21 protein-coding genes are annotated in these 25,104 nt (G+C 51.1%); 12 read left to right on the top strand and 9 right to left on the bottom strand.

Translation table 11 applies throughout. The annotated features are described in order from the left end of the window. The first annotated feature begins 42 nt into the window (after positions 1–42). Positions 43–1,782, top strand: a complete 1,740-nt coding sequence (locus BZG25_RS02450) for a methyl-accepting chemotaxis protein (protein ID WP_077638489.1) — start codon at positions 43–45, stop codon at positions 1,780–1,782. Between the two features lie 113 nt (positions 1,783–1,895). Here BZG25_RS02450 and BZG25_RS02445 read toward each other — a convergent pair whose 3' ends face one another. The 4 genes from BZG25_RS02445 to BZG25_RS02430 all read right to left on the bottom strand — a co-directional run bounded on the left by BZG25_RS02445 (position 1,896) and on the right by BZG25_RS02430 (position 6,782). Beyond that, the gene (locus BZG25_RS02445) at positions 1,896–2,795 is read right to left on the bottom strand and encodes a DMT family transporter (protein WP_077638485.1); all 900 of its coding nucleotides are present in this window, start codon (positions 2,793–2,795) and stop codon (positions 1,896–1,898) included. A 118-nt stretch (positions 2,796–2,913) separates the two neighbouring features. After that, positions 2,914–3,399, bottom strand: coding sequence for a DUF2780 domain-containing protein (locus BZG25_RS02440; RefSeq protein WP_227986286.1), 486 nt, complete (start codon positions 3,397–3,399; stop codon positions 2,914–2,916). A 100-nt stretch (positions 3,400–3,499) separates the two neighbouring features. After that, complete coding sequence (locus tag BZG25_RS02435) at positions 3,500–5,104, bottom strand: ABC-F family ATPase (protein ID WP_077577774.1); 1,605 nt, start codon at positions 5,102–5,104, stop codon at positions 3,500–3,502. Positions 5,105–5,294: 190 nt separating this feature from the next. After that, positions 5,295–6,782, bottom strand: a complete 1,488-nt coding sequence (locus tag BZG25_RS02430) for a carboxypeptidase M32 (protein WP_077638484.1) — start codon at positions 6,780–6,782, stop codon at positions 5,295–5,297. Between the two features lie 110 nt (positions 6,783–6,892). On the opposite strand from BZG25_RS02430, the gene BZG25_RS02425 reads away from it, so the two are divergent. Next, positions 6,893–7,471 (top strand): gamma-glutamylcyclotransferase family protein, encoded by a 579-nt coding sequence (locus tag BZG25_RS02425; RefSeq protein WP_077577776.1) that lies wholly within the window; start codon positions 6,893–6,895, stop codon positions 7,469–7,471. Positions 7,472–7,550: 79 nt separating this feature from the next. On the opposite strand, the gene BZG25_RS02420 is transcribed toward BZG25_RS02425, so the two are convergent. Together BZG25_RS02420 and BZG25_RS02415 are read right to left on the bottom strand one after the other, a co-directional pair. Next, positions 7,551–8,573 carry an OmpA family protein gene (locus BZG25_RS02420; protein ID WP_077638483.1) on the bottom strand — a complete coding sequence of 341 codons (1,023 nt, stop codon included), beginning with the start codon at positions 8,571–8,573 and terminating at the stop codon, positions 7,551–7,553. A gap of 272 nt (positions 8,574–8,845) precedes the next feature. Further along, positions 8,846–9,547: a DUF2786 domain-containing protein gene (locus BZG25_RS02415; RefSeq protein ID WP_077577778.1), complete on the bottom strand. Its 702-nt coding sequence runs from the start codon at positions 9,545–9,547 to the stop codon at positions 8,846–8,848. A gap of 124 nt (positions 9,548–9,671) precedes the next feature. Here BZG25_RS02415 and BZG25_RS02410 point away from each other — a divergent pair, with 124 nt between their 5' ends. The 4 genes from BZG25_RS02410 to BZG25_RS02395 all read left to right on the top strand — a co-directional run bounded on the left by BZG25_RS02410 (position 9,672) and on the right by BZG25_RS02395 (position 14,434). Then, positions 9,672–10,568: a hypothetical protein gene (locus BZG25_RS02410; protein ID WP_077638482.1), complete on the top strand. Its 897-nt coding sequence runs from the start codon at positions 9,672–9,674 to the stop codon at positions 10,566–10,568. Positions 10,569–10,671: 103 nt separating this feature from the next. After that, positions 10,672–13,038, top strand: coding sequence for a DNA polymerase II (locus tag BZG25_RS02405; protein ID WP_077577780.1), 2,367 nt, complete (start codon positions 10,672–10,674; stop codon positions 13,036–13,038). A gap of 60 nt (positions 13,039–13,098) precedes the next feature. Beyond that, a complete protein-coding gene (locus BZG25_RS02400; RefSeq protein ID WP_046073180.1) occupies positions 13,099–13,383 on the top strand; it encodes a DUF1289 domain-containing protein in 285 nt (94 codons plus the stop codon). 88 nt (positions 13,384–13,471) lie between these two features. Then, on the top strand, positions 13,472–14,434 hold the full coding sequence (locus BZG25_RS02395) for an ion channel (RefSeq protein ID WP_077577781.1): 963 nt from the start codon (positions 13,472–13,474) through the stop codon (positions 14,432–14,434). 84 nt (positions 14,435–14,518) lie between these two features. On the opposite strand, the gene rplY is transcribed toward BZG25_RS02395, so the two are convergent. The 3 genes from rplY to BZG25_RS02380 form a co-directional block, all read right to left on the bottom strand. Then, positions 14,519–14,800, bottom strand: a complete 282-nt coding sequence (rplY, locus tag BZG25_RS02390; RefSeq protein ID WP_046073181.1) for a 50S ribosomal protein L25 — start codon at positions 14,798–14,800, stop codon at positions 14,519–14,521. A gap of 193 nt (positions 14,801–14,993) precedes the next feature. Then, on the bottom strand, positions 14,994–16,799 hold the full coding sequence (locus BZG25_RS02385; protein WP_046073182.1) for a DEAD/DEAH box helicase: 1,806 nt from the start codon (positions 16,797–16,799) through the stop codon (positions 14,994–14,996). 61 nt (positions 16,800–16,860) lie between these two features. Beyond that, on the bottom strand, positions 16,861–17,322 hold the full coding sequence (locus tag BZG25_RS02380) for an N-acetyltransferase (RefSeq protein ID WP_077577782.1): 462 nt from the start codon (positions 17,320–17,322) through the stop codon (positions 16,861–16,863). A gap of 288 nt (positions 17,323–17,610) precedes the next feature. Between BZG25_RS02380 and rsuA the strand changes: the two genes are divergently transcribed. The 6 genes from rsuA to BZG25_RS02350 all read left to right on the top strand — a co-directional run bounded on the left by rsuA (position 17,611) and on the right by BZG25_RS02350 (position 25,104). Beyond that, complete coding sequence (gene rsuA, locus BZG25_RS02375) at positions 17,611–18,303, top strand: 16S rRNA pseudouridine(516) synthase RsuA (protein WP_077577783.1); 693 nt, start codon at positions 17,611–17,613, stop codon at positions 18,301–18,303. Positions 18,304–18,518: 215 nt separating this feature from the next. Continuing rightward, positions 18,519–19,727 carry a Bcr/CflA family multidrug efflux MFS transporter gene (locus BZG25_RS02370; RefSeq protein WP_077577784.1) on the top strand — a complete coding sequence of 403 codons (1,209 nt, stop codon included), beginning with the start codon at positions 18,519–18,521 and terminating at the stop codon, positions 19,725–19,727. Beyond that, entirely contained in the window at positions 19,724–20,365 is a 642-nt protein-coding gene (locus BZG25_RS02365) for a DUF2913 family protein (RefSeq protein WP_077577785.1), read from the top strand. Before BZG25_RS02370 ends, BZG25_RS02365 begins: the two co-directional genes overlap by 4 nt. A gap of 97 nt (positions 20,366–20,462) precedes the next feature. Then, positions 20,463–21,836, top strand: a complete 1,374-nt coding sequence (locus BZG25_RS02360; protein WP_231637374.1) for an MATE family efflux transporter — start codon at positions 20,463–20,465, stop codon at positions 21,834–21,836. Positions 21,837–21,986: 150 nt separating this feature from the next. Continuing rightward, on the top strand, positions 21,987–22,658 hold the full coding sequence (locus BZG25_RS02355; protein WP_046073188.1) for an ABC transporter ATP-binding protein: 672 nt from the start codon (positions 21,987–21,989) through the stop codon (positions 22,656–22,658). Beyond that, the gene (locus tag BZG25_RS02350; RefSeq protein WP_077638481.1) at positions 22,639–25,104 is read left to right on the top strand and encodes an FtsX-like permease family protein; all 2,466 of its coding nucleotides are present in this window, start codon (positions 22,639–22,641) and stop codon (positions 25,102–25,104) included. Before BZG25_RS02355 ends, BZG25_RS02350 begins: the two co-directional genes overlap by 20 nt.

The raw sequence follows: 25,104 nt of genomic DNA, 5'->3' as shown, positions 1-25,104 counted from the left end.
TTTTGGTCGATGTTGTCTGTTGTTGAGTGGCAGGAGTTGGATATGAACATCAATAACACCATGAAGTTAGTGTTCTTTATTATTGGGGCAGGGATTGTCGTTAGTTTTATAACTATTATTCAACTCAACGGCCTGATGAATAAAGTCGATGAAATGGCTCAGGTGCGATATGAATCGTACCAAACGGCCGATGAATTAAGGCAAAGCTCTGATGACTTGACCCGCTTGGGTAGAACGTATGTGGTGACGGGAGATGAAAAGTACGAAAAGATGTACATGGATATCCTCGCTATTCGCAACGGAGAGAAACCTCGCCCTGAAGATTATCACACCATTTATTGGGATTTAGTATTAGATTATGGGCAAAAGCCAAAACCTGATGGAGAGAAGATCGCGTTAAACCAGCGTATGCAGGCGCTTGGTTTTACGGAGAAAGAGTTTGATCTTCTTAAAAAAGCTCAGGCTAACTCTGATGGATTGGTGAATATGGAAGTGAAAGCCATGAATGCGGTCAAAGGGCTTTATCCGGACAGTAGCGGTAACTATACCGTTCGTGGCGAGCCAGATAGGCAAATGGCGATCGACTTGTTACACAGCCCGCAATATCACCAAGAAAAAGCAAAGATCATGAAGCCTATCGAGCGTTTTTTTGTGGCATTGGAAACACGAACCAATGCGCAATTTAATCAGGCGGCGGCTAGCGTGAAAAAAACCGTTCTCATTGGCAATATTTCGTTGGCCGTTGTGGTTGTGATTGCTGTACTGGGTTATGTGGTCACCAAGCGTAATGTTGTTAACCCCATTGATAGAATGGCATCTATCCTTAAAAGCGTTGATGACAACTCAGATCTAACGTTGCGTGTTGATGATAGCAAAAATAATGAAATTGGCACGATTGGTAGCACGGTAAATAAAGTTATCACTAGCTATTCGTCGACCATTGAAAAAATCAATACTGTTAACCATATGATTTCCCAGATCACAGATAGCTTGGTGAACATCACGGATAAAAACGCTAAGGTGTCGAGCCAGCAGAATCAGGAATTGGAAATGGCTGCGACCGCGATGGAAGAAATGACCTCTGCATTATCAACGGTCGCGGAAAATACGTCGATGGCGGAAAAATATGCGGGCAATACCGAGCAAGAAACTGGTTCGAGTAAAGAGGTGTTTGACAAAACAATGCTAGAATTCGGTAGCTTGGAAACGGAGTTCAAGAAAACCTCGGAAGTCATTCAAGAATTAGCTGATGAGTCGACCAATGTCGGTAATGTTTTGGACGTGATTAAAGACATCGCTGAGCAAACAAACTTGTTGGCCCTGAATGCGGCTATCGAGGCGGCACGTGCAGGTGACCAAGGCCGCGGCTTTGCGGTGGTGGCGGATGAAGTTAGATCACTCGCACAGCGCACGCAAAAGTCGGCTGGCGAAATAGAGGAAATGATCGGTGGTCTGCAAGGTAAAGCCGAGCAGTCGACACAAACTATTCGTATTAATGCTGAAAAGATCTCATCCACGCGTGAGAATATGACCACGGCGAATGACGCCTTGGGGACAATCAAAGAGTCGGCAATAGAAATACATCGCCTCAATACCTCGATTGCCTCAGCGACCGAAGAGCAGCTGTCTGTCAGTGACGAAATTTCTGGCAACTTATCGAATATAAAGAACTTGTCGAGTGACATGAATGAGGCAATTGAGCAGTTAGGCCCGATTGTCTCTAACTTGAAAGAGAATGTTGACTCGCTCAGTGGCGCTATTCGACATATTCGCACGGAATAACCGCACTTTAGGCTGCTTGCCTGGGGCAGGAAAGCAGCCATTCTCCCCGAGGGAGTACGGTGTTTATGTAGAGCGCGCTCTCACGGTCATCTGATTTCTAAGCGGGCGCGAAACTAAACACTCGCGCGTCTTCGAAAGAGACGATGCCCCATTGCATTGAACAACGCGCCAGCGACAATTAACCCGCCACCGATATATGTCCAGATCGAGGGCACTTCGTTAAATATCCATACCCCAATTAATGTCGAGAACACGATTTGAATATAGGCGTAGGCAGAGGCTTGTCCCGCTTGTTGGGTTTGCATCGCTTTAGTTAAGCCGTATTGGCCAACTTGGGTAAAGACGCCGACTAACACCAACAGCAAGGTCAGTGACAGGCTGGGCAGTACAAAAGACGGCCACATCAGCACGGTGGAAACCGGTAAGGCGATCATGGGGAAATACAAGATGATCACTGAGCTGTCTTCGGTGCGACTGAGTTTGCGCACAATCACATAGGCAATCGAGCTGCCGAATGCGCCCATTAACGCCACTACCACGCTAAAGGTAGGAAGTGCATCGTCAATGGATGCATTGAGGTTAGGTTGCACCATAATATAGAGCCCGGTTAAACACAGGGCGATACACACTAACGTCGCCCCTTGTAAACGCTCTTTAAGCAGCACGAGCCCTAGGATGGCAGTAAATACTGGGTGGGTGTATTGCAACACGGTGGCTTCGGCGAGTGGCAGCGTCGTTACCGCATAATACACACACATCAATGCCATAGTTCCCAACACGCCGCGCAATAAAAGTAGCGGTTTGTTGTTGCCCCAAGGCGATAGGCCTTTGCGCCTGACATCGGTATAACTGATGATTAGCGAGACCAAGGCTCGCGATGCCACAATCTCAAACACTGGGATGCCGTTGATGCTGACATATTTCACACAGGCCGACATGAGCGCGAACCCGAGTGCAGAGAGGAGCATATAGCGGATCCCGATGGGGATCGCAGAGAGAGAAAAGGTAGGCATAATCACACGGCGTTGAACAACAAGGCGGATATGATAACGCGTCTCGATGCTTTTTTCTTGCCGGTTTGTTAAATAAACACGCGACCCTCAAGGCCGCGTGTGGAAAGCGAGTGTGAGGTTAGGGCCAAAGTTGGGTAAGGGAACTGAGCAACCCTTGACTGGCACCTTGTTGCCCAAGGTACTCAAGCACAATGGGCACAAATTGTTGAAGCGTTGCAGGGTCAATCCCGAGTTGCTGTGTGACGTCGTATAATGCACTGATGGAGCCAATGCCGCTGCTGACGCCTGAACCGCCAAGTAGCGAAGACAGTGATGTTAAATCGGGGCGGAGATTGGCAAGCTCTTGTTGGTTGTTACCGGTGAGGTTATTAGCTGCCATCGCTAACAATGCAGTAGCGCCGCCGGCGGCTTGCGTTGAACTTACATCCACTTGGTCGGTAATCGACTGGACAAGGGGAGATTGGCTGGCCTGGTCATCCGCGAATTGCGTCGCCATTTGCGTCATCACATCGGTCGTTTTATCGCCTTGGCCGAACAGTGCGTAGCTTGGTGTTGCGAAAATAAGACTTGAGAGCGTCAGAAAGGTCGCCGCGTATTTCATCATGATCATCCATTAAGCAGAAAAGAGAACCGTGATCTAGGTATAGCGAGGATCGCCGCTGAAATAAAGCACCTCAGCGGCAAAGTGTTGGCGAGTCTCAGCGTTAAGCCACGGCACGCACTTTTTCTAAATGGGCGAGGTACTCATCGTAACTGCCATTAAAGTGGATCAATTGCTGATCTTTTATCTCAATAATGTCGGTGGCCAGTGAGGAAACAAATTCACGGTCGTGGCTGACAAAAATTAAGGTGCCAGGGAATTGCTCTAGCCCTTTGTTGAGAGATTCGATGGCTTCCATATCCATGTGGTTAGTCGGCTCATCCATCACAATCACATTGATATCTTGCATCATCAATTTGCCAAACATCAGGCGGTTTTTCTCGCCCCCTGAACAGCTTTTGGCTTTTTTATTCACATCATCAGCCGAAAACAGTAAGCGGCCTAAAATGCCACGAACCATCAAATCATCGTGCTTGGCCGTACGCCACTGCGACATCCACTCAAACACGGTGAGATCGTTATCAAACTCAGCGCTGTTATCTTGCGCACAGTAACCAATGGATGCGTTCTCTGACCATTTGATCGTGCCCTCGCTTTGCGCAAGCTCACCGACCAAACAGCGTAGCAGCGTTGATTTACCCACCCCGTTTTCGCCAATAATGGCGAGACGCGAGCCGGCTTCCAGTAAGAAGTGGCCACCGCGGAACAGGGGCGAATCGTCAAAGGCATGGCCTACCTCGCGCAATTCGACCGCTTGACGATGCAGCTTTTTACTTTCAGTAAACTGGATGTAAGGGTGCACGCGACTGGATGCTTTGACTTCATCAAGTTGGATTTTTTCCATGCGTTTCGCGCGAGAGCTGGCCTGTTTGGCTTTGGAGGCATTGGCCCCAAAACGGTTAACAAAGTCTTGCAGCTCACTCAGTTCGGCTTCTTTTTTGGCATTGCTGGCCAGTAATTGCTCGCGTGCCAAGCTAGATGCTGCGACAAAGTCATCGTAGTTGCCGGGGTAAACACGAAGCTCACCAAAATCGATATCGGCCATGTGTGTGCACGTGGCGTTAAGGAAATGACGATCGTGAGAAATGATAATCATGGTGCACTGGCGCTGCTGAAGCTCACCGGCCAACCAGTTGATGGTGTGAATATCCAAGTTGTTGGTTGGCTCATCCAACAGCAAAATATCAGGATTGGCGAACAGCGCTTGCGCGAGCAGCACGCGTAGCTTCCAGCCCGGTGCGACTTGCGACATCAAGCCAAAATGCAGCTCTTCGGCAATACCCGCTTGTAGCAGAATGTCGCCCGCGCGGCTCTCGGCGGTGTAACCGTCCATTTCGGCGAACTGGCTTTCTAGTTCCGCCACGGCCATACCGTCTTCTTCGCTCATTTCCGGCAGAGAATAAATGCGCTCTCGCTCTTGCTTGATCTCCCACAGCTTGCGGTCACCCATCATCACCGTATCAATCACTGAATACTGCTCATAGGCAAATTGGTCCTGGCTGAGCTCGCCCAAGGTTTGTCCTGGTGTGACGGACACATTGCCTGCGGTGGGCGTGAGGGCACCACTCATGATTTTCATCAGGGTTGATTTGCCACAACCATTGGCACCGATTAACCCGTAGCGGTTTCCGTTACCAAATTTGGCAGAGATGTTTTCGAATAGCGGCTCGGCACCAAATTGCATGGTGATATTGGCGATTGAAATCAAAAGAGTTTCCTAGCGACTGTACTCAACCAAGGCCCGTATCGTTTATGACAAGCGATAAATTCACGGCCCAGCGAGGAGGGTGTAAAGATAAATATGACTGAGCGCGCATTGTACAGAAATGTGATGGAATTAACAGATTAACCTGAAGAAACCCAAGCCAGCTGGGCTGGCGTGGGGAATGTAGAGAGGCTTACAAATACCGCCCTTGAATGTAGTCGCGAAAGTGGGCGGGGTTAAGGGCTTCGCCGGTGGCGTCTTTGAGTAGGTTATCGGTTGAGGTGGTGCTGGCGCGTTGCCAGATATGTTGGGACAGCCAATCAAAAATCGGTGACAGATTGCCGCTGGCGATAATGCCATCCACGTCCAACTGCTGGCGCATCGCTTGCATCAATTGTGCGGCATAGAGGGCCCCCAGCGTATAGGTTGGGAAGTAGCCAAAGCTGCCATCGGTCCAGTGGATATCTTGCATGCAGCCGTTTTTGAAATTCCCGGCGGTGCTGAGGCCAAGGTATTGCTGCATTGCGTTGTCCCAGCGCTCAGGGATATGCTCGACCTCCATCTTGCCACTGATCAGATCGCGTTCAATGTCATAGCGCAGCATAATGTGCGCGGGGTAGGTGACCTCGTCGGCGTCGACGCGGATATAGCCAGGTGATACCTGAGTGAGCACGCGGTGGAGGTTTTCGACCTGAAACGCGGGATCGTCTTGGCGGTTAAAGGCCTGCTTGGCTTGCTGACAGATTAATGTTGCGAAGGGTTCGCTGCGGGCGAGCTGCATTTCAAAAAATAGGCTTTGACTTTCGTGTACGCCCATTGAGCGTGCTTGGCCAACCGGTAAACCGGCTAGGTCTTTAGGTAGCCCTTGCTCATAACGCGCATGGCCGGTTTCATGAATCACACCCATCAAGGCGGAGGTAAAATCTTGCTCATCATAGCGGGTGGTAATCCGTATATCGGAGGGCACGCCGCCACAGAATGGGTGGGTGCTGACATCGAGGCGACCATGGGCAAAACTAAACCCAAGCTGCTTCATGATTTGCTCACCTAGGGCCTTTTGTTGCGCTTGCGGGAAGGGGCCATTAGGCGTGATGACTGGCTGCTTGGCTTGCTTGTCGACCACGGCTTGAATAGTCTCCGGCAGCCATTGTTTGAGTGCACCAAACACTTCATCAATACGCTCTGCCGTCATCCCCGGCTCATACAAATCAAGCAGCGCATCATAAGGCGAGCAAAGCTTTTGATCGGCACGAATATGAGCTTCTTCACGCGCAAGCGCAACCACCTCTTTCAAGTTTTTGGCGAAGCCTTGCCAATCGTTGTCTTGGCGCTGCTGGCGCCAAGCATGCTCGCATTTAGCCCCAGCCAAAGACTTCGCTTTGACCAAGGTGTCGGGTAACACGCTGGCCTGCTGCCACTCGCGCTTCATCTCTTCTAGACTGGCGTGTTGCGTCGTCGTCAGTGACGAGGATTTTGCGTCCACATCTGCAAACCAATCACCCAGCTCGGGTTGAGTCAGTTGGTGATGACAATACAGCGCGAGCTCTGCCATGGCTTCGGCGCGAGCCTTGTTGCCGCCTTCTGGCATCATGGTTGCTTGATCCCAACCGCAGATTGCGGCAAGGTGCTGAAAATGCGAAAGGCGCTTAAAATGTGCTTCCAGCTTATCGAGTGGTTCCATTATCACTTCCTTGTTGACAACATTGCCGGATATTCTGGCAATTTCAGTGAGAAAAGCAAGGCAGCGCCTCTGGTTCTGCCAGTGAATGCAATAAAGGAGTTTGCAACGTCATGTATCTATTTGGGTACGGCAGTTTGATGAATCCAGCCTCACGGGCGCTGACAGGCGACTCAGGGTGGGCCTGTCCGGTGACTGTCAGTGGACTTAGCCGCCACTGGAGCAATGTGAGTGAGGCATTTATCTCACCGCTGGTGGTGCTTGAAGGGGAGGGGGAATGCAACGGGGTATTGGTAAACATTGACCCACAATCACTGCCCGATTTTGATCGGCGCGAAGCGGGTTATCAGCGTTTACAGTTAGCCGAATCAAACATTGTTTTGCCCGAAGACGTTATCCTGGATGGTCCCGTGTATGTATACGTTGCTGATAAACGGCGTGCCCCAGATGCAGATAAGCCGATTGCGCAATCCTATGTGGATACGGTAATGGCAGGGTGTTTGCGCTATTCGACGGACTTTGCTCGCGCCTTTTTAACCACCACTCAGGGATGGGAAGGCGCTTATCATAACGATCGCTCAGCGCCAAGATACCCGCGGGTGGCGGGCGTGAGCGATCAAGACAGAATCGAAATAGACCGTTTGATGCAGAACCATTTACAAGGTGTTGTCGCGCCCTCCGTCAATTTTTAATCTCGCGAGCACAATGAAACAGGCCACCGCTCAAACGGTGGCCTGGTGGGCGTTTAAGTCATTTTAAGCGCGGGTGGCGTTAATTGACTTCCACGTACACGATCTCGGGCGAGGTAACCTCAACGCGGCGGTTTTGTGCGCGTCCTTCCGGCGTGTTGTTACTGGCGATGGGATCGGCTTCGCCTTTGCCTTCGACGGTGAGGCGGCTCGCATCGATACCCGCATCCAAGAACACATCTGCCACCGCTTGCGCGCGCTCAACAGACAGCTTCTGGTTATAAGCCGCAGGGCCTTTGCTATCCGTGTGACCCACAATCGTCGCGGTGGCTTCTTCGTGGCGAAGCAAGCGGTCAACCAGCGGTTGTAATGATGCCGCCGCTTGGTCAGAGAGTGTGGCTTTATCAAAACCAAACATTTCGGTTTCGCCGGCTTCCGAGAGCACGATTGATTGTGGTTCAGCCACGGGTTGTGGCTCTGGTGCAGGCTCTGGCTCTTCCACCACTGGCTCTTCAACCATCGGCTCTGGCATTGGCTCGTGGTTAGTGCGTCCAAAGTGATACGTCATACCGACAGTGACCAAATTGTTATCGACGCTTGAGAAGTAGCCATCATCCATATCGTTGATGTGCTGATATTCAAGGCGAACGTTAAGTTTTTCAGTCGCTTGGTGATCGACACCTAACGCCCCCATCAGTGACACATCATCACGATCGCCGGCGTTGCTATTAAAGTCCCACATGGCGCCACCAAGCTTACCGTAAAGCGCCGTATCAGGTTTGAAGTGATAAGAAAACTTGGGCGCAAGTGTCAACGCAGTCAGATCGCCCGAGGCGCCAACAGTGGTACCTGATTGGTCAAATGCGGTATCAAAGCGGCCTAAGTAATCATAGGTGCCTTCGAGCGCAAACCAATCGTTGAAATCATACCCGGTGATTATCCCCGCGCCGAGCTCTGAATCTCCGCAATCGGTGTCAGTCACACAGCTATCTTCTAAAAACGAAGGACCAATGCGGCCACCCATATATAGGCCACTGTCTTGCTGTGCATAGGCGGTAGGTGCCACCGCGATTAATAACCCTAGGCTTGTCACTATTTTTTTCATGCCACTGTCTCCTCAGTAAGGATATGAAGAATTATTTTACGCATTTGCTGCTTGTTATAGGCTCACATTAGCTCATAGCAACTGGACTGCCAGCGGGCAGCGCCAATAGCCATTGATAACGTGACACTGATCCTAGGCTAGACGCCAGCGCAGTGTAACTCAACCGGAGAAAAGGGATTTAACCTTGATTTGACGAGGTTTAACACAGGTGTCTTATCGATGGGAAAGTGCTGACACAGGCCGGACATAAGCCGGCCTGTCACTCAACAAGATTATGACTTGTGGGTTCCCGTCAGACGCTTTTGAGGGCCTTGACCACTTACGGGACGACTGACTGAGATTTCACGGCCCTTTTTCATTCCACGCTCGTAGTCATCGGTCATGGCCGCCATGGCTTCTTTCAGTTGCTGCTTAAAGGTCTCGCGGTCAATATTGGCGAACTCTTTATCGATATAGCTTTTGATTTTGTCGTCGCTATCACGCGCGTCAAGCTGAGGAAGTTTATCGAGCGCGCCCTCAAGCCAGCCTGTGGTAAATGACTGTACGCGCCGCGTCACCTCTTGCGTACTGGTGCCAGTGCCTGCAAAGCTATTGCGAAACTGGCCGATATGTTCATTCATATCACGATAGACCACATCGAAGGCAAAGGCCGCAAAGATGGCACGGTCTGCATCACCAATAAACTCGGCCTGCTTTAGCCCCTTGTGATTGACGAGCACACACTCCACCTCAAACCGGCTATTGATACCGCGAATGATTTTTAAGATCGATTGGCCAATTGAAGCGGGTAATAGCTTTTCTGAGCGCGTTTTGCCCATGCTGATGAAGTCAATGTCGTCCTGGTCGAGGCCATGCTTACGCATCAGCCGCTCGGCCATTTTGATCGCCTGCGCTGCCTCATTCACATTGGCGGAATTGCTGAGCTCGAGACACTTAGCAATTTTTTTGAGCGCTTTGCTTTTCGGATCTGACATGCATACTTCCCGGAAACGAACAAACGCGTATTGTATCGCGTCCGCAAGAGACAACAAAGGGTTGAAAGAATGGGTGGCTGCGTTCGGTCTTGTTGAAAGAATCAGTAATAAGGTATGAGGACGAATGAAAAGAGCGAATCGTGTCATTGGCGCGTTAGTGGTGGTTGTGGTTGCGGTGATCAATGCCGAGGTGGGCCGCCGTGTGATTAATCAATGGATTGATCCGGCCAGTTACATTGGCCTTTGGTTGTTATCTGCCGCCGTCATGGCGTTGGTAGGGCAGCGATTTTCCCCGCTAAAGGACGTGGCCAACCGTTGGCAAGGGGAAGCTCTCGCCTCGCGTCAAATGCCGCCTTTTACCACATGGCGCCTTGCAGGCTTGCTTTTCCTGGCGGTGACCAGCGCGGTATTCGCCTGCCGATTACTTGATATCGCCACCTTGGGATTGGTCGTGGTGGCGAGTGTGCAAGGTGTCTTGGGGCTGGTATCCCGTTCAACGCATCAACATTGGTTGTGGATGGGGTTAATGTTGATTTTCGCGGGACTGGGATATTTACTCGCGCCGGGCATGTATGCCCCCAGTCCGTTAGGTATGGTGCTAGGGCTGATTAGTGGTGCTGCATGGGCGAGTTTTTGGCTACAAGTGACCCAAGGTGCTCATCAAGCCGACGTCATCGTGGCGACCAGTTTACGGATGAGTTTATTGTTGGTGCTGCCCCTAATCATCTTTACCTTACCCAATGGTTTTCTTTCGCTGCGCGGTGTTGGGTTTGCTGTCCTTGCTGGTGCATTTTTTGTGTTCGCTGTTGGGGTATTTTGGCGCATGATGGCATCAACCCAGAGATTGTTGGCACAACAGCTCATTTGGGTGGCCGTCTTGCTCGCCTTAATGGGTCTGGTGGCTTGGGATCAAAGTAGCATGATGAATATGCGACTCACTAGCGCGGCTGTGGTCGTGGTGGTTGGGGTAGTTGTCATTGGTGTTGCCGGGCGCGCTGAGGATCCCGACCAACTTACTTAGGGCTGTTTATCTATACAGTGGTTGGTGGGGTTTGTTACACTGAACGCATGACCTACACAATGCAACCGTGATAACGCCTGTGCCCTCACTCTCTTCGTCCTACATGCAGCAAGGCTTCGTGATCACGCGCCAACAGCGTGATCGTGGCCAAACCACGTCGATTGTACTGTGGCTATCGACGCCAGATGGTCCCGTAAAGCTGTGTATTGATGATCAGCAAAGCGTGTTTTTTGTGCCTCAAGAAGAAAAAGCGCGAGTGGATGCTTTACTCCCATCGGTTGACCCTCACGCTTACTGTAAAGCGGTGTCATTATCCACCTTTCAACACACCCCCGTGGCGGCTTGTTATTTCAGTAGTGTGAAGCGCGCGCAAGAGGGGCAGAGGGTGATAAGCGGGGCGGCTATTCCTTTGTATGAAGGGGATATTCGGCTCGCCGACCGCTATTTAATGGAGCGGTACATTTGTGGCAGCTTGTTGTTCACCGGTCAAGCACGTCAACGTCAAGGTTACCTAGAGGTGACGCAAGGCAAAGCGAAACAAGCAGACTACACCCCCGCATTGCATCATGTGTCTTTGGATATTGAATGCTCACAAAAAGGGCAACTTTATTCAGTGGGGCTCGCGAGTGAAAAAGACAGCCGAGTGATCATGGTGGGCAGCCCGCAAGACAATGCCCCTGATTGGATAGAGTGGGTCGATGACGAAGAAGCATTACTGAGCGCGCTAGAAAGATGGTTTGCCTATTACGATCCTGACGTTGTGGTGGGTTGGAATGTGATTGATTTTGACTTTCGCTTGCTTGTGAAGCGCGCCCACATCTATCAACGTGATCTACGTCTTGGGCGCGGCGGAGAGCGAGCTTATTGGCGGGATGGGGGGAGCAATAAACCTGGCTTTATCAGTTTATCGGGGCGGGTGGTGATTGATGGTATCGACGCACTAAAAACCGCGACTTATGGGTTTCGTTCATGGGCGCTAGAGGCGGTTGCACAAACGTTATTGGGAGAGGGAAAAGCGATTGATAATCCCCATGATCGCATGGCCTCCATCAATCGCATGTTTCATCACGACAAAGTCGCACTGGCCACCTACAACTTACAAGACTGTGTTTTAGTCAACCGTATATTTGATCACACCCATTTACTCGACTTTCTCATTGAACGATCGCGGTTAACCGGGGTGGAGCTTGACCGTGTAGGGGGCTCGGTAGCGGCCTTTACCAACTTGTTTTTACCACGCCTGCACCGATCGGGATATGTGGCGCCTAACCTTGCCAGTGAAGGGTGGATAGCAAGCCCCGGCGGTTATGTGATGGACTCAAAGCCTGGGTTGTACCACTCGGTGTTGGTCTTGGACTTCAAATCGCTGTATCCCTCTATTATCCGCACCTTCCTTATCGATCCCTTGGGGCTTATCGAAGGACTTAGAGCGCAAGAGGCAGGGCAGGACGCGGACACGGTGCCAGGCTTTCGAGGCGGCGTCTTTCATCGTGAAAAACATTATCTCCCCGCCTTGATTGATGATTTGTGGCAAGCCCGTGACCGGGCAAAAAAAGCCGGTGAAAAAGCCTTTTCACAAGCGATAAAAATCATAATGAATTCCTTTTATGGGGTGCTGGGCTCACAAGGGTGTCGGTTTTTTGATCATCGTTTGGCATCGTCGATTACCATGCGTGGCCATGAAATCATGAAAACCACCCGTGAATTGATTGAGGCGCAGGGCTTTGAGGTCATATATGGCGATACGGACTCGACGTTTGTGTCCTTGGGCGGTGAGCAATCGAGCGAACAAGCGGACCGTATTGGTCAGCAATTAGTGAGTGAAATCAATCGGTGGTGGCAAAGCCATTTACGCGACACATATGGGTTAGACTCGGCCTTAGAAATCGAATACGAAACCCATTACCAACGCTTTCTCATGCCCACCATTCGGGGTCAAGAAACGGGCAGTAAAAAGCGCTACGCCGGCCGCGTAGTAGACAGACAGTCTGGCGAGGCAACACTGGTGTTTAAGGGGTTAGAAACCGTTCGTACCGATTGGACCCCGTTGGCACAAACCTTCCAAAAACAGTTGTACCAACGTGTGTTTGATGGTGACGAAGTAGACGGGTTTATTCGCGACATCGTAGAGCGTACCAACCAGGGTGAGCATGACGATGCATTGGTCTATCGCAAACGGCTGCGCCGACCATTGGCAGAGTATCAAAAAAATGTGCCACCGCACGTGCGCGCGGCGCGGATGGCAGAAAGTGAAAACCGTAAACTTGGGCGTCCCGAGCAATACCAGCGGGGTGGCTGGATAGAATACGTGATCACGGTAAATGGCCCGGAACCCTGCGATTATTTGCGTAGCCCGATTGATTACCAGCATTATATTGATAAACAGTTAAAACCGATTGCTGACGGCATTTTGCCCTTTATCGGCAAAGAGTTTGATACGTTGGCGCTGCCGCAACTGGGGTTGTTTTAATCTAAATTTGCAATTTCGTTGCCCACCCGCTTGAATGAAAGAATCAGCAGGGAGGTCGACGTGGAACAGCTCGATTTTTTCGAGGTGCCGAACCCGTGTAAAGGCATCTGTCAGGTCAACAACAAAGGCTATTGCAAAGGATGCTTTCGCAGCCGCGACGAGCGTGTTCACTGGTATGCGTTTACCAACGAGCAAAAACGCAATGTCGTCCGCCTTTGCCATCAGCGCTACCTGCGCATCTTGCGCGCGAAAAGAAAACAGGCGCAAGACGCGGCTTTAGACGCAGAGCCCCTGCCTTACCAACCTTCTTTGTTCGATGAACTAAACGACGACTCCTCGTCTTAGTTATTTGCTTTCCCTCTCCCTTGATTGAACGGCATGTTCGCTGGCGAGTTGGCACGTCCTTTCTAAAATAGAAATAGGAGGGCGAGCGATGAGCGGTAAAGTATGTGGGTTTAAAGCGCGTAATGGGTGGCAATGTGATCAGCAAGCGGGTGAGTCCGGTCTTTGCTATTGGCATGATCCTAACATTGACAAGCGACACCATGACGTAAAAGCGGATGTAGAAGCGTGGGCAGCTTCGGGCCGGCCACTGGATGGTTTTCAGCTGGCGCGCACCAACTTGACTGACATTCATTTGGTCAATCGTGGTAACAAGCAAGGTTACTCGTGCCAAGGTGCGGATTTTTATCGTGCGAATTTAACCGAAGCCCATTGCTTTGGCCTGGACTTACGCAATGCGTCGCTAATGAAAGCGAACTTGCTGCGCGCCAACCTTAATTGTACCCGTCTCGATGGTAGCAATTTATTGGGGGCGGATATGGCGCGCACGGGGCTCGAAAATGTCGATTGGGGTGCGCAACTTAAGCAAGAGCGGTTGGCTTTTTTGGAAAAGGATCCGTCTCGGCGTCAATCTTTGTTCCAAGAATCGGAAGAGGTATGCCGCAACATCCGCAAACAATGTGAAAAACAAGGGCTGTTTGATGTAGCGGGATATTTTTTCAAAAAGGAAATGCGGTTTCGCCGTTATCAGATGCCGAAGCTCGGCTTTCAGCGCGCACTATCGAAGACGGTCGATTTGTTTTGTGGTTACGGTGAGGATCCGTTACGGGTAGTGATTTTTTCCGTATTAGTGATTGCGTCTTGTGCGCTGGCGTATTTTGCGCTGGGTACCACACAAGCCAACCCGATTTATCCGGATCTGACTGGCGTCGAAGCCCGCTTTTATGAGTTGCTGAATGCGCTGTATTTCAGTGTGGTGACCTTTACCACCCTAGGATATGGCGATATTACACCGTCTGGCTTTGCTCGCTTTATTGCTGCTTTTGAGGCATTTCTGGGGAGCTTTACCATGGCGCTCTTTGTGGTGGTGTTCGTGAAGAAGATGACGAGGTAGGGAAGGAAAAGCAGAGGAAGAACTCACAATGAAAAAGGCGCCGCGAAGGCGCCTTCTCTCATCTCATCATGATCGCAAATGCGATTAGATGCGGATGAAGTCCATGTGCTCAACTTTTGGCTTGAACGCGTGGCGCTGGATGTCTTGTGGCTTAACTTTTACTTCTTGGCCATCGATAACCAGGATGATGCCTTCGTAGAACTCAGGCTTGTCCATTTGGTTAACAACCACTGGGTGGTCAAGTGCGATTGATACAGGCTCTTGGTTGCCACCGTAAACGATCGCAGGGAATTTCTTCTGATGACGTAGGCGGCGGCTCGCACCTTTACCCTTTTCTGTACGTACTTCAGCTTCGAACTTAAACATAATTAATAACTCTCTTTAGAGTGAAAACACAGTACTGAGCGTAGCGACCTAACTCAGTACCCAAAAACGAGCGCGGATATTAGCACTGCTTGACCACTAAAACAAGCTTTATAGGCGGGATTCATCACCGCCCAAGCCGCCCACACGGTGCCTTTTGCTCGTGGAGGCGTCTTTGAATGGACCCTTAGTGCTTTCAACTCGCGTCGGATTCTGCGAAGGCTTGCCCTCGGCTTTGCGCTAACATGGCCGTTAGCCTGTCTTGGCCAATAAAGCGCTCCACATCAAAGATTTTCTGACGCAGATGCCAGAATCGGCCTTGTTTACGTGCAATCACAAAGTCGGGCGGACGAAATCGGTGCTGTGACGCGGCCACTTTGGTCGGGGCGGTGGCGTCGAAGGGGCGGTGCCGATCGACCAGGTGTGGTCGGACAAATCGTGCCAGGAAGTCTTGTTTTTGTTTTTTGCTGGCCAGCGGCCACACCTCGTGTAAATCGTTGCCCTCGTGGGTGTGATAGGTCACTTTAAGTTGTGGTTTTTGATAGCGGTTTTTGCCCGCGGTGAGGGTCATGTCGGTGCATGCGACCACGAGTGCATCCTTGAGCTTGAGTGCTTCACGGAGTGTTTTGTCTGGATCAATTAAGGGGGCGTCACATTGGTGACAGCGACGTGCGGCAATATCGTTATCGGCGCCACACTCATCGCAAAACTTGGCGCGAAAGCGGTAACCACAGATCTCGCGTTCGCCATCTTCATCCTCAAAATAGCCTTGGCACTGGCGGCCATAGTGTTCAATCAAAAAGCCATTGTCGTCCAGTTTTCCCCAAAAGCTGTTATTAAACCCGCATGCGGGGCAGGGAATCGTCACCAGCTCGCTGTCACTATCAGGTTTGGGCATGCCTATTTCTGGTTGGTACAAGTCGTAGACATTCCCGGCGTAGTCGAGAATCAAACAATCTTGCTTTCCTGGCGCGAGGCGAAGACCACGCCCGGCAATTTGTTGATAGAGACTGACCGATTCCGTGGGGCGTAAAATCGCGATCAAGTCCACATGAGGCGCATCAAAGCCGGTCGTGAGTACCGATACGTTCACTAAGTATTTGAGCGCTTTTTGTTTGAAAGCACTGATCAAGCGATCTCGCTCGATACCAGGCGTGTCACCCACGATCAACGCGGCGGAACCGTCCGGCAAATAAGAGAGAACTTCCTGCGCATGATTGACCGTGGCGGCAAAGATCATCACCCCTTGGCGTTCTTGTGCATATGCAATAATTTGTTCGACAATTTGCGGTGTCGCGCGAGGGGCATTGGCAACCACCTTCTCGAGATCCGCTTCCCGATAATAACCGTTCGCGGTGCGTGATACTTGGGAAAAGTCATAGCTAAGTAGCGGTGCATCCAGAACATGGGCAGGGGTAAGGAAGCCTTCATCAAGTAAGTGACTAATCGGCAGCTCAAAAACACAGTCACGGAAAAACCGGGAAGCAGTCGTGCGCACTTTGCCACTGGTATGGTATTGATAAATCCAGCCTTGTCCGAGTCGATAAGGGGTGGCAGTGAGTCCCAACACTTTGAGGCCAGGGTTGACCGTTTGCAGATGCGCAATGACGCGGCGATAACTACTGTCTTGGTTGTCAGGAACACGGTGACACTCATCTATCACCAGTAAGGAAAACTGGTCTGCAAAGGCATCCAAGTTTCTTACCACTGACTGAACTGACGCAAAAACCACTTTGTCGTCAGAGTCTTTGCGGCCGAGTCCAGCGGAAAAGATCCCGCCCGTTAATCCATAGCCTTCATATTTGGCATGGTTTTGCTCGACAAGTTCTTTCACATGAGCGAGCACCAGTACTCGACCTTTGGCGATACGTGCGAGCTCTGCGATCACCAAACTTTTTCCCGCACCGGTCGGTAACACGGCGACAGCAGGAGACGTATGGCGGCGAAAATAATGCAGCACGGCTTTAACCGCGTCAGATTGATAGGGGCGTAGGGTATACATAACGAAAAAACGGCCTAAATGAGGCCGTTTAGTTTACTGACTTGTGACGTCAGGTACAGAATTAAAGTCGTTTAGTCATAATGCAGTGCTGGCGGCGAGGCTGGTAATCGAACTGCTCATAGAAAAGTCGAGCGCCTTTGTTGCCAATATTGACCTCGAGGATGACGGCCACACACTCTTTTTCTTTGGCTCGCGCTTCAACGTGTGGGATCACTTGCGACCCCACGCCTTGCCGCCGCCATCTTTGTTGGATAAAGAATTGGTCTATCACACCGACGCTACCGCCGTTTTCCACGCTGAAGCTGTAAGCGACGACTAAAAAGCCAATCGTTTCGGTTTCTCCCTCATGCTCAACATCAATCAGAAAAACATCACCACGCTCGGGTTGTGAGAGCAAGGTGTTGAAAGTGGCCGTGACGGGAGTACGATCAAAGGGCAGCGCTTCGTGGTCGTGCTGTTCGTGTGACAGCGTCAATAAGGTTTCAAAGGCATCGGCGTCGGGGCGGCGAAGAGAGACAATCATGGTGTTTCCTTCTTTATCACTGATTGGTCAAGACGACCGTATCATACTCGCCAAATTGGCATGCTCAATCACCAACAATATTTTGATTAGCAGGTTGTGACAGACTCGGCGTCTCAGCAAAAAGCGTTGGGTTTTGCTTGCATTGTCATATGTCCATCACCTGGACGATGACAATCAGTTTATCCTATCACGGCGTGTTTTTCCGTCAGATCTCGTAAAACTTGATCTGTGTCTGAGCCGCAATGTGACGTATAATCCGCGGCAAACAAAGGTGCAATAAGCGGTAATATGCGATTAGATAAATTTTTATGTGAAACCTTAGGGGTGACACGAAAGCAAGCAGGGCGTGTGCTTAAAAGCGAGCTGGTGACGGTTGATGGTGAGGTGATCAAGTCGGGTGCCGTCAAAGTGAGCGATCAAGTGGAAGTGGCGTTTGAGGGACGTGCCCTTACGTTGTCAGGCCCGCGCTATTTTATGATGCACAAGCCTGCTGGCGTGGTGTGCTCGCATGAGGATGCGTTTAATCCGACGGTCTTTGTATTGCTCGATGAAGTCAATGCGGAAAAGTTACACATTGCTGGGCGCTTGGATGCGGACACAACGGGACTGCTGTTGTTTACCGATGACGGTCAGTGGTCACATCGTATTACATCTCCTAAACATCAGTGCACCAAAACCTACCGTGTGTGGCTGGCTGATCCGATCAGCGCGGAGACGGCAAAAGCCTTTGAAGAAGGGGTGATGCTACGAGGCGAGAAGCAACCCACGCTACCGGCAACCCTCGAGAAAGTTGATGATTATGAGGCACTGCTCACTATTCAAGAGGGCAAGTATCATCAAGTAAAACGTATGTTTGCGGCAGTGGGCAATAAAGTCGATGCGTTGCATCGAGAGTCAATCGGTGACTTGGTCTTAGACGAACACTTAGAGCCTGGTGAATATCGTCCATTAACAGACGAAGAGATCGCGTTACTGGGTTAACGTAGGTGACTGGTTAGCCCCGTCATTGTTGGCGCTCGGTGAGTAACGGTAAGCACAGCATGGGCTGTGCTTTTTTATTGCTCATCGAGAGGCATGTGTTACGACAACGTGACCAAAAGAAAGACATTCTTTCCCACGGCGACACAATAAATTGTTACACTTTGACCACGCTCACGTTATTTCCCTTTGTCCTGTCTTTTACGTTAAGGAGAGTTATGTCGCAATCATCGGCTGTCACGTCGTCCCCGACTCAATTAAGCTGGCTTTTGATCTTGGTGCTTGGTGCGATTGCTGCGTTGACACCGTTAGCGATCGACATGTACCTCCCGGCGATGCCAGCGATTGCCGCGGATTTAAATGCACCAAGCAGTGCGGTGAAATCAACCTTGGTTGCGTACACGGCCGGCTTTGCCATTGGACAGCTTTTTCATGGTCCGATTTCTGACAGTTATGGTCGAAAACCGGTGATGCTGGCCGGTGTGGCACTGTTTTTCATTTGTGCCGTGGTCAGTGCGATGGCTCAAGATATCGACGTACTGACAGTTGTACGTGCAACGCAAGGGTTTGCCGGAGCCGCTGCCGCCGTCATTATTCAAGCCTTGGTCCGTGATATGTTTGAGCGCGAGGAGTTTGCGCGCACCATGTCTTTTATCACCTTGGTGATGACGATTGCGCCTTTAGCGGCACCGATGATTGGTGGCTATTTGCTCACTTGGTTTGATTGGCGCGCGATCTTTTGGGTACTGGCCGGTTGGGCGTGTTTTGTGATGCTTTGCATTATTGTCCGGATCCCTGAAACCTTACCTAAACACAATCGTCCGCCTATGCGTATTGGCGCGTCATTGCGTAACTATGCCCGCATGCTTAAAACACCGTTTGCCGTAGGAATGATCTTCTGCTCTGGGTTTTCCTTTGCTGGGATGTTCTCTTTCTTAACCGCAGGCTCATTTGTTTACATTGATTATTACGGTGTGAGCGCGAAGATGTTTGGCTACTTGTTCGCGTTAAACATTGTCTGTCTGATTGTGATGACCTTTATTAATGGCCGTTTGGTGCGCAAAATGGGCTCGCATTGGATGCTGCGCTTAGGTCTGGGATTGCAGCTGGCTGCGGGGATAGCCATTGCCGTGTTCCAATGGTTAGACATTGGGCTTTGGGGCACTGTGATTCCAGTGATGATGTATGTTGGGGTAATTTCAACCATCGGCAGCAACAGCATGGCTTGCTTGTTGGCCTGCTATCCGCAAATGGCAGGCACCGCGTCTTCTTTAGCGGGGACAATGCGGTTTGGTATCGGCTCGTTGGTTGGTGCAGGGGTTGCCGTTGCTTCAGACGGTACGCCCTGGGGGATGGTTGGCGCGATCGCCCTTTGTGCGATACTCTCTGCCGCTTTCTATTGGCTAATGGCAAGCAAAGAACCATGAGTTATGTCACCGAAATTCAAACTGTGATGGCCGCCGCCTTTGACGATCTCGCGGCAGCGATCGCCGCCAAAAAAGTGGCCGATGCGCCCCATGCGCGTGAGGCGTTTCTTGGTCGTTGGGTGGCGCAAGCGGTGAAGCAACAACGTTTTCATCACAGCGTTAAAGCGGACTTACAACGCTGGACTCAACGTGCCCGCAGTGCCGGCACGCAGGCGGGTCTCGGCGCTGAATTTGCTCAAATCCAAACAGTGTATGCCGAGTGGTTTCCGGTTGGCGAACCTGCCAAGCCTGTCTACAAATCGCAATTACAGCAGTGGATTGATTGTGCGGTTGAAGCGGGTTGGTGCGTGCATACACAAGATACGATTGACCGAAAAGTGAAAATCATATCAGGTGGGCAGCATTCAATGGCCGTGTGTCCAGACGCGATGCAATCGGCTTTTGATGATGAGCAGCGCTTGGTCTCACCACTGAGCGTTTATGTCCGGGGGCCTGAGCAGGCGGTAGTAGCCTGGGCGCATCAGGCATGGATAGCACCGACGAGAGTGACTGCCTATAAATCGATCGTCAAATACCATGCTGAGTACCGTATTTGGCCGAACAATCAAGCCGATGGCTTAATGGTGATGCCACATTAATCGGAATGTCTTCGCAGATAAGAAAACGCCCTCGGGCGTTTTTTTCTGTTTTAAAGGCACGTAAACTAACCAGGTTACCTATAGGTTGGAGTCGTGTGTGACCGTACTTTCCCGTCCTTTCTTTGATCCTGTGTTTTTAAAACGCTTACTTTTAATTGCGGTACCGATTGCGCTGCAAACCATGATGTTTTCGAGCCGCAGTTTGGTCGATATCCTGATGGTGGGACAGTTGAGTGAAGCGGATGTCGCCGCCATTGGTATTGCCGGTAAAGCGATGTTTGTCTCCTCCTTACTGATTCTCGGCGCCATGACCGGCGGCTCTATGCTGGTGGCACAATATTGGGGCGCGGGTGATCGGCAAGGCTTTCGTGAAAAAACGGCGCTGACTGTGACTTTAACCAATGCCACGGCGGCGTTAAGTGCGTTTGTCTTTTGGGCTTATGCAGATGTCATTGTGGGGTTTGCCAGTGATAATCCCACCGTTATTGCGCTGGGCCAAGACTACTTGCAAATTGCGGGTTTATCCCTGTTTTGTCTGGCCAGTGTATCCGGGTTGGCTGCCGGGCTTCGTGCCATGCATAAGCCAGGGATCAGCACCTTTTTTAGTGGGGTCGGGATCAGTGTCAACGTGGTGCTCAACTGGGTATTTATCTTCGGTAATCTGGGCGCGCCTGAACTGGGTTCGAAAGGGGCAGCAGTGGCGACTGTACTTAGCGGTATGGTTGAGGTTGTTGCCTTGTATGTCTATTTGTATCGCCGTCAACACTTGGTTGCCTTCTCTTTGGCTGATTGGCGTGCGTCATTAACGTTACTCGCCGTAAAGCGCTTTTTATCACTTTCGTTACCGACGGCATTTAATTTTTTAATGTGGTCGTCAGGCTTGTTCGTTTACCACGCGATTATCGGTCACGTTAACGAAGCAGGCTTGGCGGCTATTGCGGTTATCACGCCCGTCGAGTCACTTTCACTGTCGTTTTTGATTGGCACCGCCAATGCTGCCGCCGTTTTGGTCGGCAATAACCTTGGGGCGCAACAAACGGACACCGCTTACCACCAAGCCTGGCAGGTGGCGGTATTTAATTTTATCGCCGGCGTGGCAATTGCCTGTTTGATGTTGATGATTCAGCCCTGGGTGTTAAGTTTCTTCCCTGCATTAACGGGTGAGACCGCACAGATCACGGCTTATTTTTATTGGGCGATGTGTGCGTTGATTGTGGTGAAAACGATCCCCATGGCGATGATTGTTGGGGTACTGCGTGCTGGTGGTGATGTGCGCTACTGCTTGGGGCAAGATTTTGTTGCACAGTGGCTCATCGGCATTCCTGTCGTATTGGCCGCCGCGGCGGTTTTTGAGTGGCCGGTTTATTGGGTGTATGTGCTGCTGGGAGTGGAAGAAGTGGTCAAATGGATAGGGTCCTTGATTCGGGTGAAGTCAGGCGTTTGGCTAAATAATCTTGTTAATGATGGCTAAGGATAAACGAAATATAAATTGGGAAGCTGCCCATCGGTTTTAACGCTTTTCTCAGCCTCTTAATTGGGGTACATTGCCAAATTAATCAAACAGTGTGACCTAGTTCTCGTTTATTGCTGTTTTTAAGACACTATAAGGGTGTGCATTGGCATGTTAGCAATTAAAGGGCTGTGTAAAGGTTATCAGGATGGGAGCGATTTCCACCCTGTGCTGCAAGGCGCCGCGATGTCGCTGTCGTCGACTAGCCAATTGGCGTTGATGGGCGAAAGTGGGTCGGGTAAAAGTACCTTGTTAAATTTGATTGCGGGATTGGATAAACCCGACAGTGGCGAGATCTGGTTTGACGATACCCCCCTTCACCGATTGAGCGAGGCGGCACGCACGCAGTTTCGACGTCAAAACATCGGCTTGATTTTCCAACAGTTTAACCTGCTTCCCACCCTCTCTATTGCGGATAATATTCGCTTTTGTCGCCAATTAAAAGGCTTGAAAGAAGACGGTTGTCTGTGGCGACAAATTGTCTCTCAGCTTGACTTGATGCCATTGCTCAATCGTTACCCAGAAGAAGTGTCTGGTGGTCAACAGCAGCGCGCCGCCATCGCACGTGCGTTATATATGTCGCCCAAACTGCTACTTGCCGATGAGCCAACGGGAAGTTTGGATGAGCGTAATGCGGACGCGGTGATGCGCCTGCTTATCACGCTAACCGGTCAGCAGGAAGCTGGGCTGCTATTGGTGACACACAGTGATACCGTGGCCAGCTACTTGCAAGGTAGTGTGGGGCTACAAGGAGGCGTGCTCAGTGTTCGGGCCCGTCGCTAGCGCTTTATGGGGGCATTATCGCCGCCATCCGTTTCAAGTCTTTCTCGTCTGGCTTGGGTTAACCCTGGGTGTCTCTTTGCTGGTTGGTGTGTTATCGATAAACCAGCATGCGCAGCAAAGCTATCGCCAAGGTGCACAGCTTTTTAGCAATCCGTACCCGTTTAGCATTCATCATACCGAGCGAACACAGCGCGTGCCGCATGCTTTTTACATTGGCTTGCGCCGTCAAGGCTTGACGCAATGTGTGCCGATTGATCGTCTCGACGTTGTGACACCGTCACTTAGCGATATTCATCTGATGGGAGTGGATGCGATCGCGATGCTGCCATTTATCGCGAATCAGCGTACAGATGACGCCCCCTCATTGTCTCCCATGGATGCCATTTCAGTGCCTTATCCTGTCTATGTAGGAGAAGCCATGGCTGAGCACAAAGGCTGGGAAGAGGGGCAAATGATCGATTTGCTGGATTACCCGCCGATCGGCCCTTTGCGTATTATCGATAATGATGCGCTGAGTATGGGCACCTACTTGGTGGCGGATATGGCGCTACTGCGTAAGCTTTCGCCTCGTACTGGGTTTACCGAGGTGTTATGCGGGGATTTGTCTCAAGCGGAACGACAAACGATTCGTGACAATTTACCTTCAGCCTTGACGCTGACCAAAACCCAATCAACCCAACTAGGCCCACTCACCCGTGCTTTTCACTTAAATTTGCTTGCGATGGGATTATTGGCCTTTGTGGTGGGGCTGTTTATTTTTTATCAGGCGATTTCCCTTTCCATGACCCAGCGTCAGCCCTTGGTCGGTACCCTTCGGCAGCTAGGCGTTGATGGACGCCAGCTTTCTGGTGTTATGGCGACAGAGTTATTACTTTGGGTGCTACTTGGCGTGGTCAGTGGCAATGTGTTGGGTATGTTGCTTGCCAACCAATTACTCCCCGCGGTTGCTACGACCTTGTCTGATTTGTACGGCGCAGATATCACTTTAGTCATGCATTGGCAGTGGCAATGGGGACTCTACAGTTTACTCCTCGCTATTTTGGGGGCGGCGATGGCATCCGCTTGGCCGCTGGTGCGCTTAGTCAGCACCTCACCAGGGCGCTTATCGCAACGGATGACCTTGATGCGTGGCACACATCGAGAGTATGCCGTGCAGGCGATTTTAGCGGTGTTGCTTGGCGTGGCGGCGTGGGGCGTATCGTATCGGGAGACCAGCCAATGGCAAGGCTTTACCTTGATTGCCTTTACCATGTTAAGTGCTGCTTTAGCGCTGCCATATTTGTGTGGCGGGCTGTTTCATGCCAGCGCAGCAGCCTATGCGGGCGCGCGATGGCGATGGTTTTTCACCGATGCGGCGGCAAGTTTAAGTTACCGTGGTGTGGCGGCGATGGCATTTATGCTCGCGATTTCGGCGCATATTGGTATGGAAACCATGGTCGGTAGCTTTCGCACCAGCACTGAAACTTGGCTACAGCAGCGCTTGGCTGCGGACGTTTATGTTCGACCGAGCCATGCCGCTCTCGATGAGATGGAAACATGGTTGGTCAACAATAAAGACGTGGCGCAATTTTGGACCAGCTACCGGCGTGAGCTGACGGCAAACCAAGGGCGGCTTGAAGTGCTGTCGGTAGGAAACCGTCCGTCTGAGAAACAAACGTTGGCGATGAAGGCGGCTCAGCCTGATTATTGGGCACAAGTGCACCAAGAACGTGCCGTATTACTCAGCGAGGCATTAGCGGCTAAATTTGGCGTGGGCGTGGGGGAGAGCATTAACCTTCCCGCGCCGATGGGCGAGCGGTGGCAGGTTGCTGGGATCTATTACGATTATGGCAACCCCTACGGCCAGCTTGTGGTGTCTACACGCAGTGATGCGGGACAATGGCTAAAGCAAGGCCGATCATCACTGGCGGTGGTCTTGAATCAGGACACGCAAACAGAGCAATTCGTTGATCGCATCAATCACCGTTTTTCGCTGACCACCGGGCAGGTGCAAAACCAGGCGGATATCATGCGTTATGCAATGCGTATCTTTGATCGCACGTTTACTGTGACCGAAAGCTTGTGTGCACTGATGTTGGTTGTCGCGATATGTGGGTTGTTCTTTTCGACTTTGGCGACCGAGCTATCGCGCCAACGGCAATACAGCTTGCTACGTTACCTTGGCCTGTCAGGGCGTGAGCTCATTGCGCTCGGGGGAGGACAGTTAGTGTTGCTTGGTCTCACCAGTGCGCTGATTGCTATCCCGTTGGGGCTTGTGCTGGCGGGCATGTTGATCCATGTTGTCCTGAAAGCATCGTTTGGGTGGACCATGACCATGAGCGTCTTCCCGATCAGCTATGCCACCACGATCGGGCTATCCATGTTGGCGCTTATGGTCGCAGGGGCTTGGCCTGTTCATCGCATGCTAAAACGCACCGCGGCGGCGTCGTTGCGTGATGCGCAGTAA

The organism is Salinivibrio sp. ML198 (assembly GCF_001996015.1).
In the GTDB taxonomy this organism is placed as follows: Bacteria; Pseudomonadota; Gammaproteobacteria; order Enterobacterales; family Vibrionaceae; genus Salinivibrio; species Salinivibrio siamensis.
This window is presented reverse-complemented; position numbering and strand designations above follow the sequence as displayed.

What these genes read in the sequence shown, in the direction of transcription:
- BZG25_RS02370 (WP_077577784.1), top strand. Translation starts at nt 18,519, where the DNA reads ATGTCGCAATCATCGGCTGTCACGTCGTCCCCGACTCAATTAAGCTGG.
- BZG25_RS02410 (WP_077638482.1), top strand. Translation starts at nt 9,672, where the DNA reads ATGAAAAGAGCGAATCGTGTCATTGGCGCGTTAGTGGTGGTTGTGGTT.
- rsuA (WP_077577783.1), top strand. Translation starts at nt 17,611, where the DNA reads ATGCGATTAGATAAATTTTTATGTGAAACCTTAGGGGTGACACGAAAG.
- BZG25_RS02425 (WP_077577776.1), top strand. Translation starts at nt 6,893, where the DNA reads ATGTATCTATTTGGGTACGGCAGTTTGATGAATCCAGCCTCACGGGCG.
- BZG25_RS02385 (WP_046073182.1), bottom strand. Translation starts at nt 16,799, where the DNA reads ATGTATACCCTACGCCCCTATCAATCTGACGCGGTTAAAGCCGTGCTG.
- BZG25_RS02445 (WP_077638485.1), bottom strand. Translation starts at nt 2,795, where the DNA reads ATGCCTACCTTTTCTCTCTCTGCGATCCCCATCGGGATCCGCTATATG.
- BZG25_RS02440 (WP_227986286.1), bottom strand. Translation starts at nt 3,399, where the DNA reads ATGATGAAATACGCGGCGACCTTTCTGACGCTCTCAAGTCTTATTTTC.
- BZG25_RS02355 (WP_046073188.1), top strand. Translation starts at nt 21,987, where the DNA reads ATGTTAGCAATTAAAGGGCTGTGTAAAGGTTATCAGGATGGGAGCGAT.
- BZG25_RS02365 (WP_077577785.1), top strand. Translation starts at nt 19,724, where the DNA reads ATGAGTTATGTCACCGAAATTCAAACTGTGATGGCCGCCGCCTTTGAC.
- BZG25_RS02395 (WP_077577781.1), top strand. Translation starts at nt 13,472, where the DNA reads ATGAGCGGTAAAGTATGTGGGTTTAAAGCGCGTAATGGGTGGCAATGT.
- BZG25_RS02430 (WP_077638484.1), bottom strand. Translation starts at nt 6,782, where the DNA reads ATGGAACCACTCGATAAGCTGGAAGCACATTTTAAGCGCCTTTCGCAT.
- BZG25_RS02380 (WP_077577782.1), bottom strand. Translation starts at nt 17,322, where the DNA reads ATGATTGTCTCTCTTCGCCGCCCCGACGCCGATGCCTTTGAAACCTTA.
- BZG25_RS02405 (WP_077577780.1), top strand. Translation starts at nt 10,672, where the DNA reads ATGCAGCAAGGCTTCGTGATCACGCGCCAACAGCGTGATCGTGGCCAA.
- rplY (WP_046073181.1), bottom strand. Translation starts at nt 14,800, where the DNA reads ATGTTTAAGTTCGAAGCTGAAGTACGTACAGAAAAGGGTAAAGGTGCG.
- BZG25_RS02420 (WP_077638483.1), bottom strand. Translation starts at nt 8,573, where the DNA reads ATGAAAAAAATAGTGACAAGCCTAGGGTTATTAATCGCGGTGGCACCT.
- BZG25_RS02415 (WP_077577778.1), bottom strand. Translation starts at nt 9,547, where the DNA reads ATGTCAGATCCGAAAAGCAAAGCGCTCAAAAAAATTGCTAAGTGTCTC.
- BZG25_RS02450 (WP_077638489.1), top strand. Translation starts at nt 43, where the DNA reads ATGAACATCAATAACACCATGAAGTTAGTGTTCTTTATTATTGGGGCA.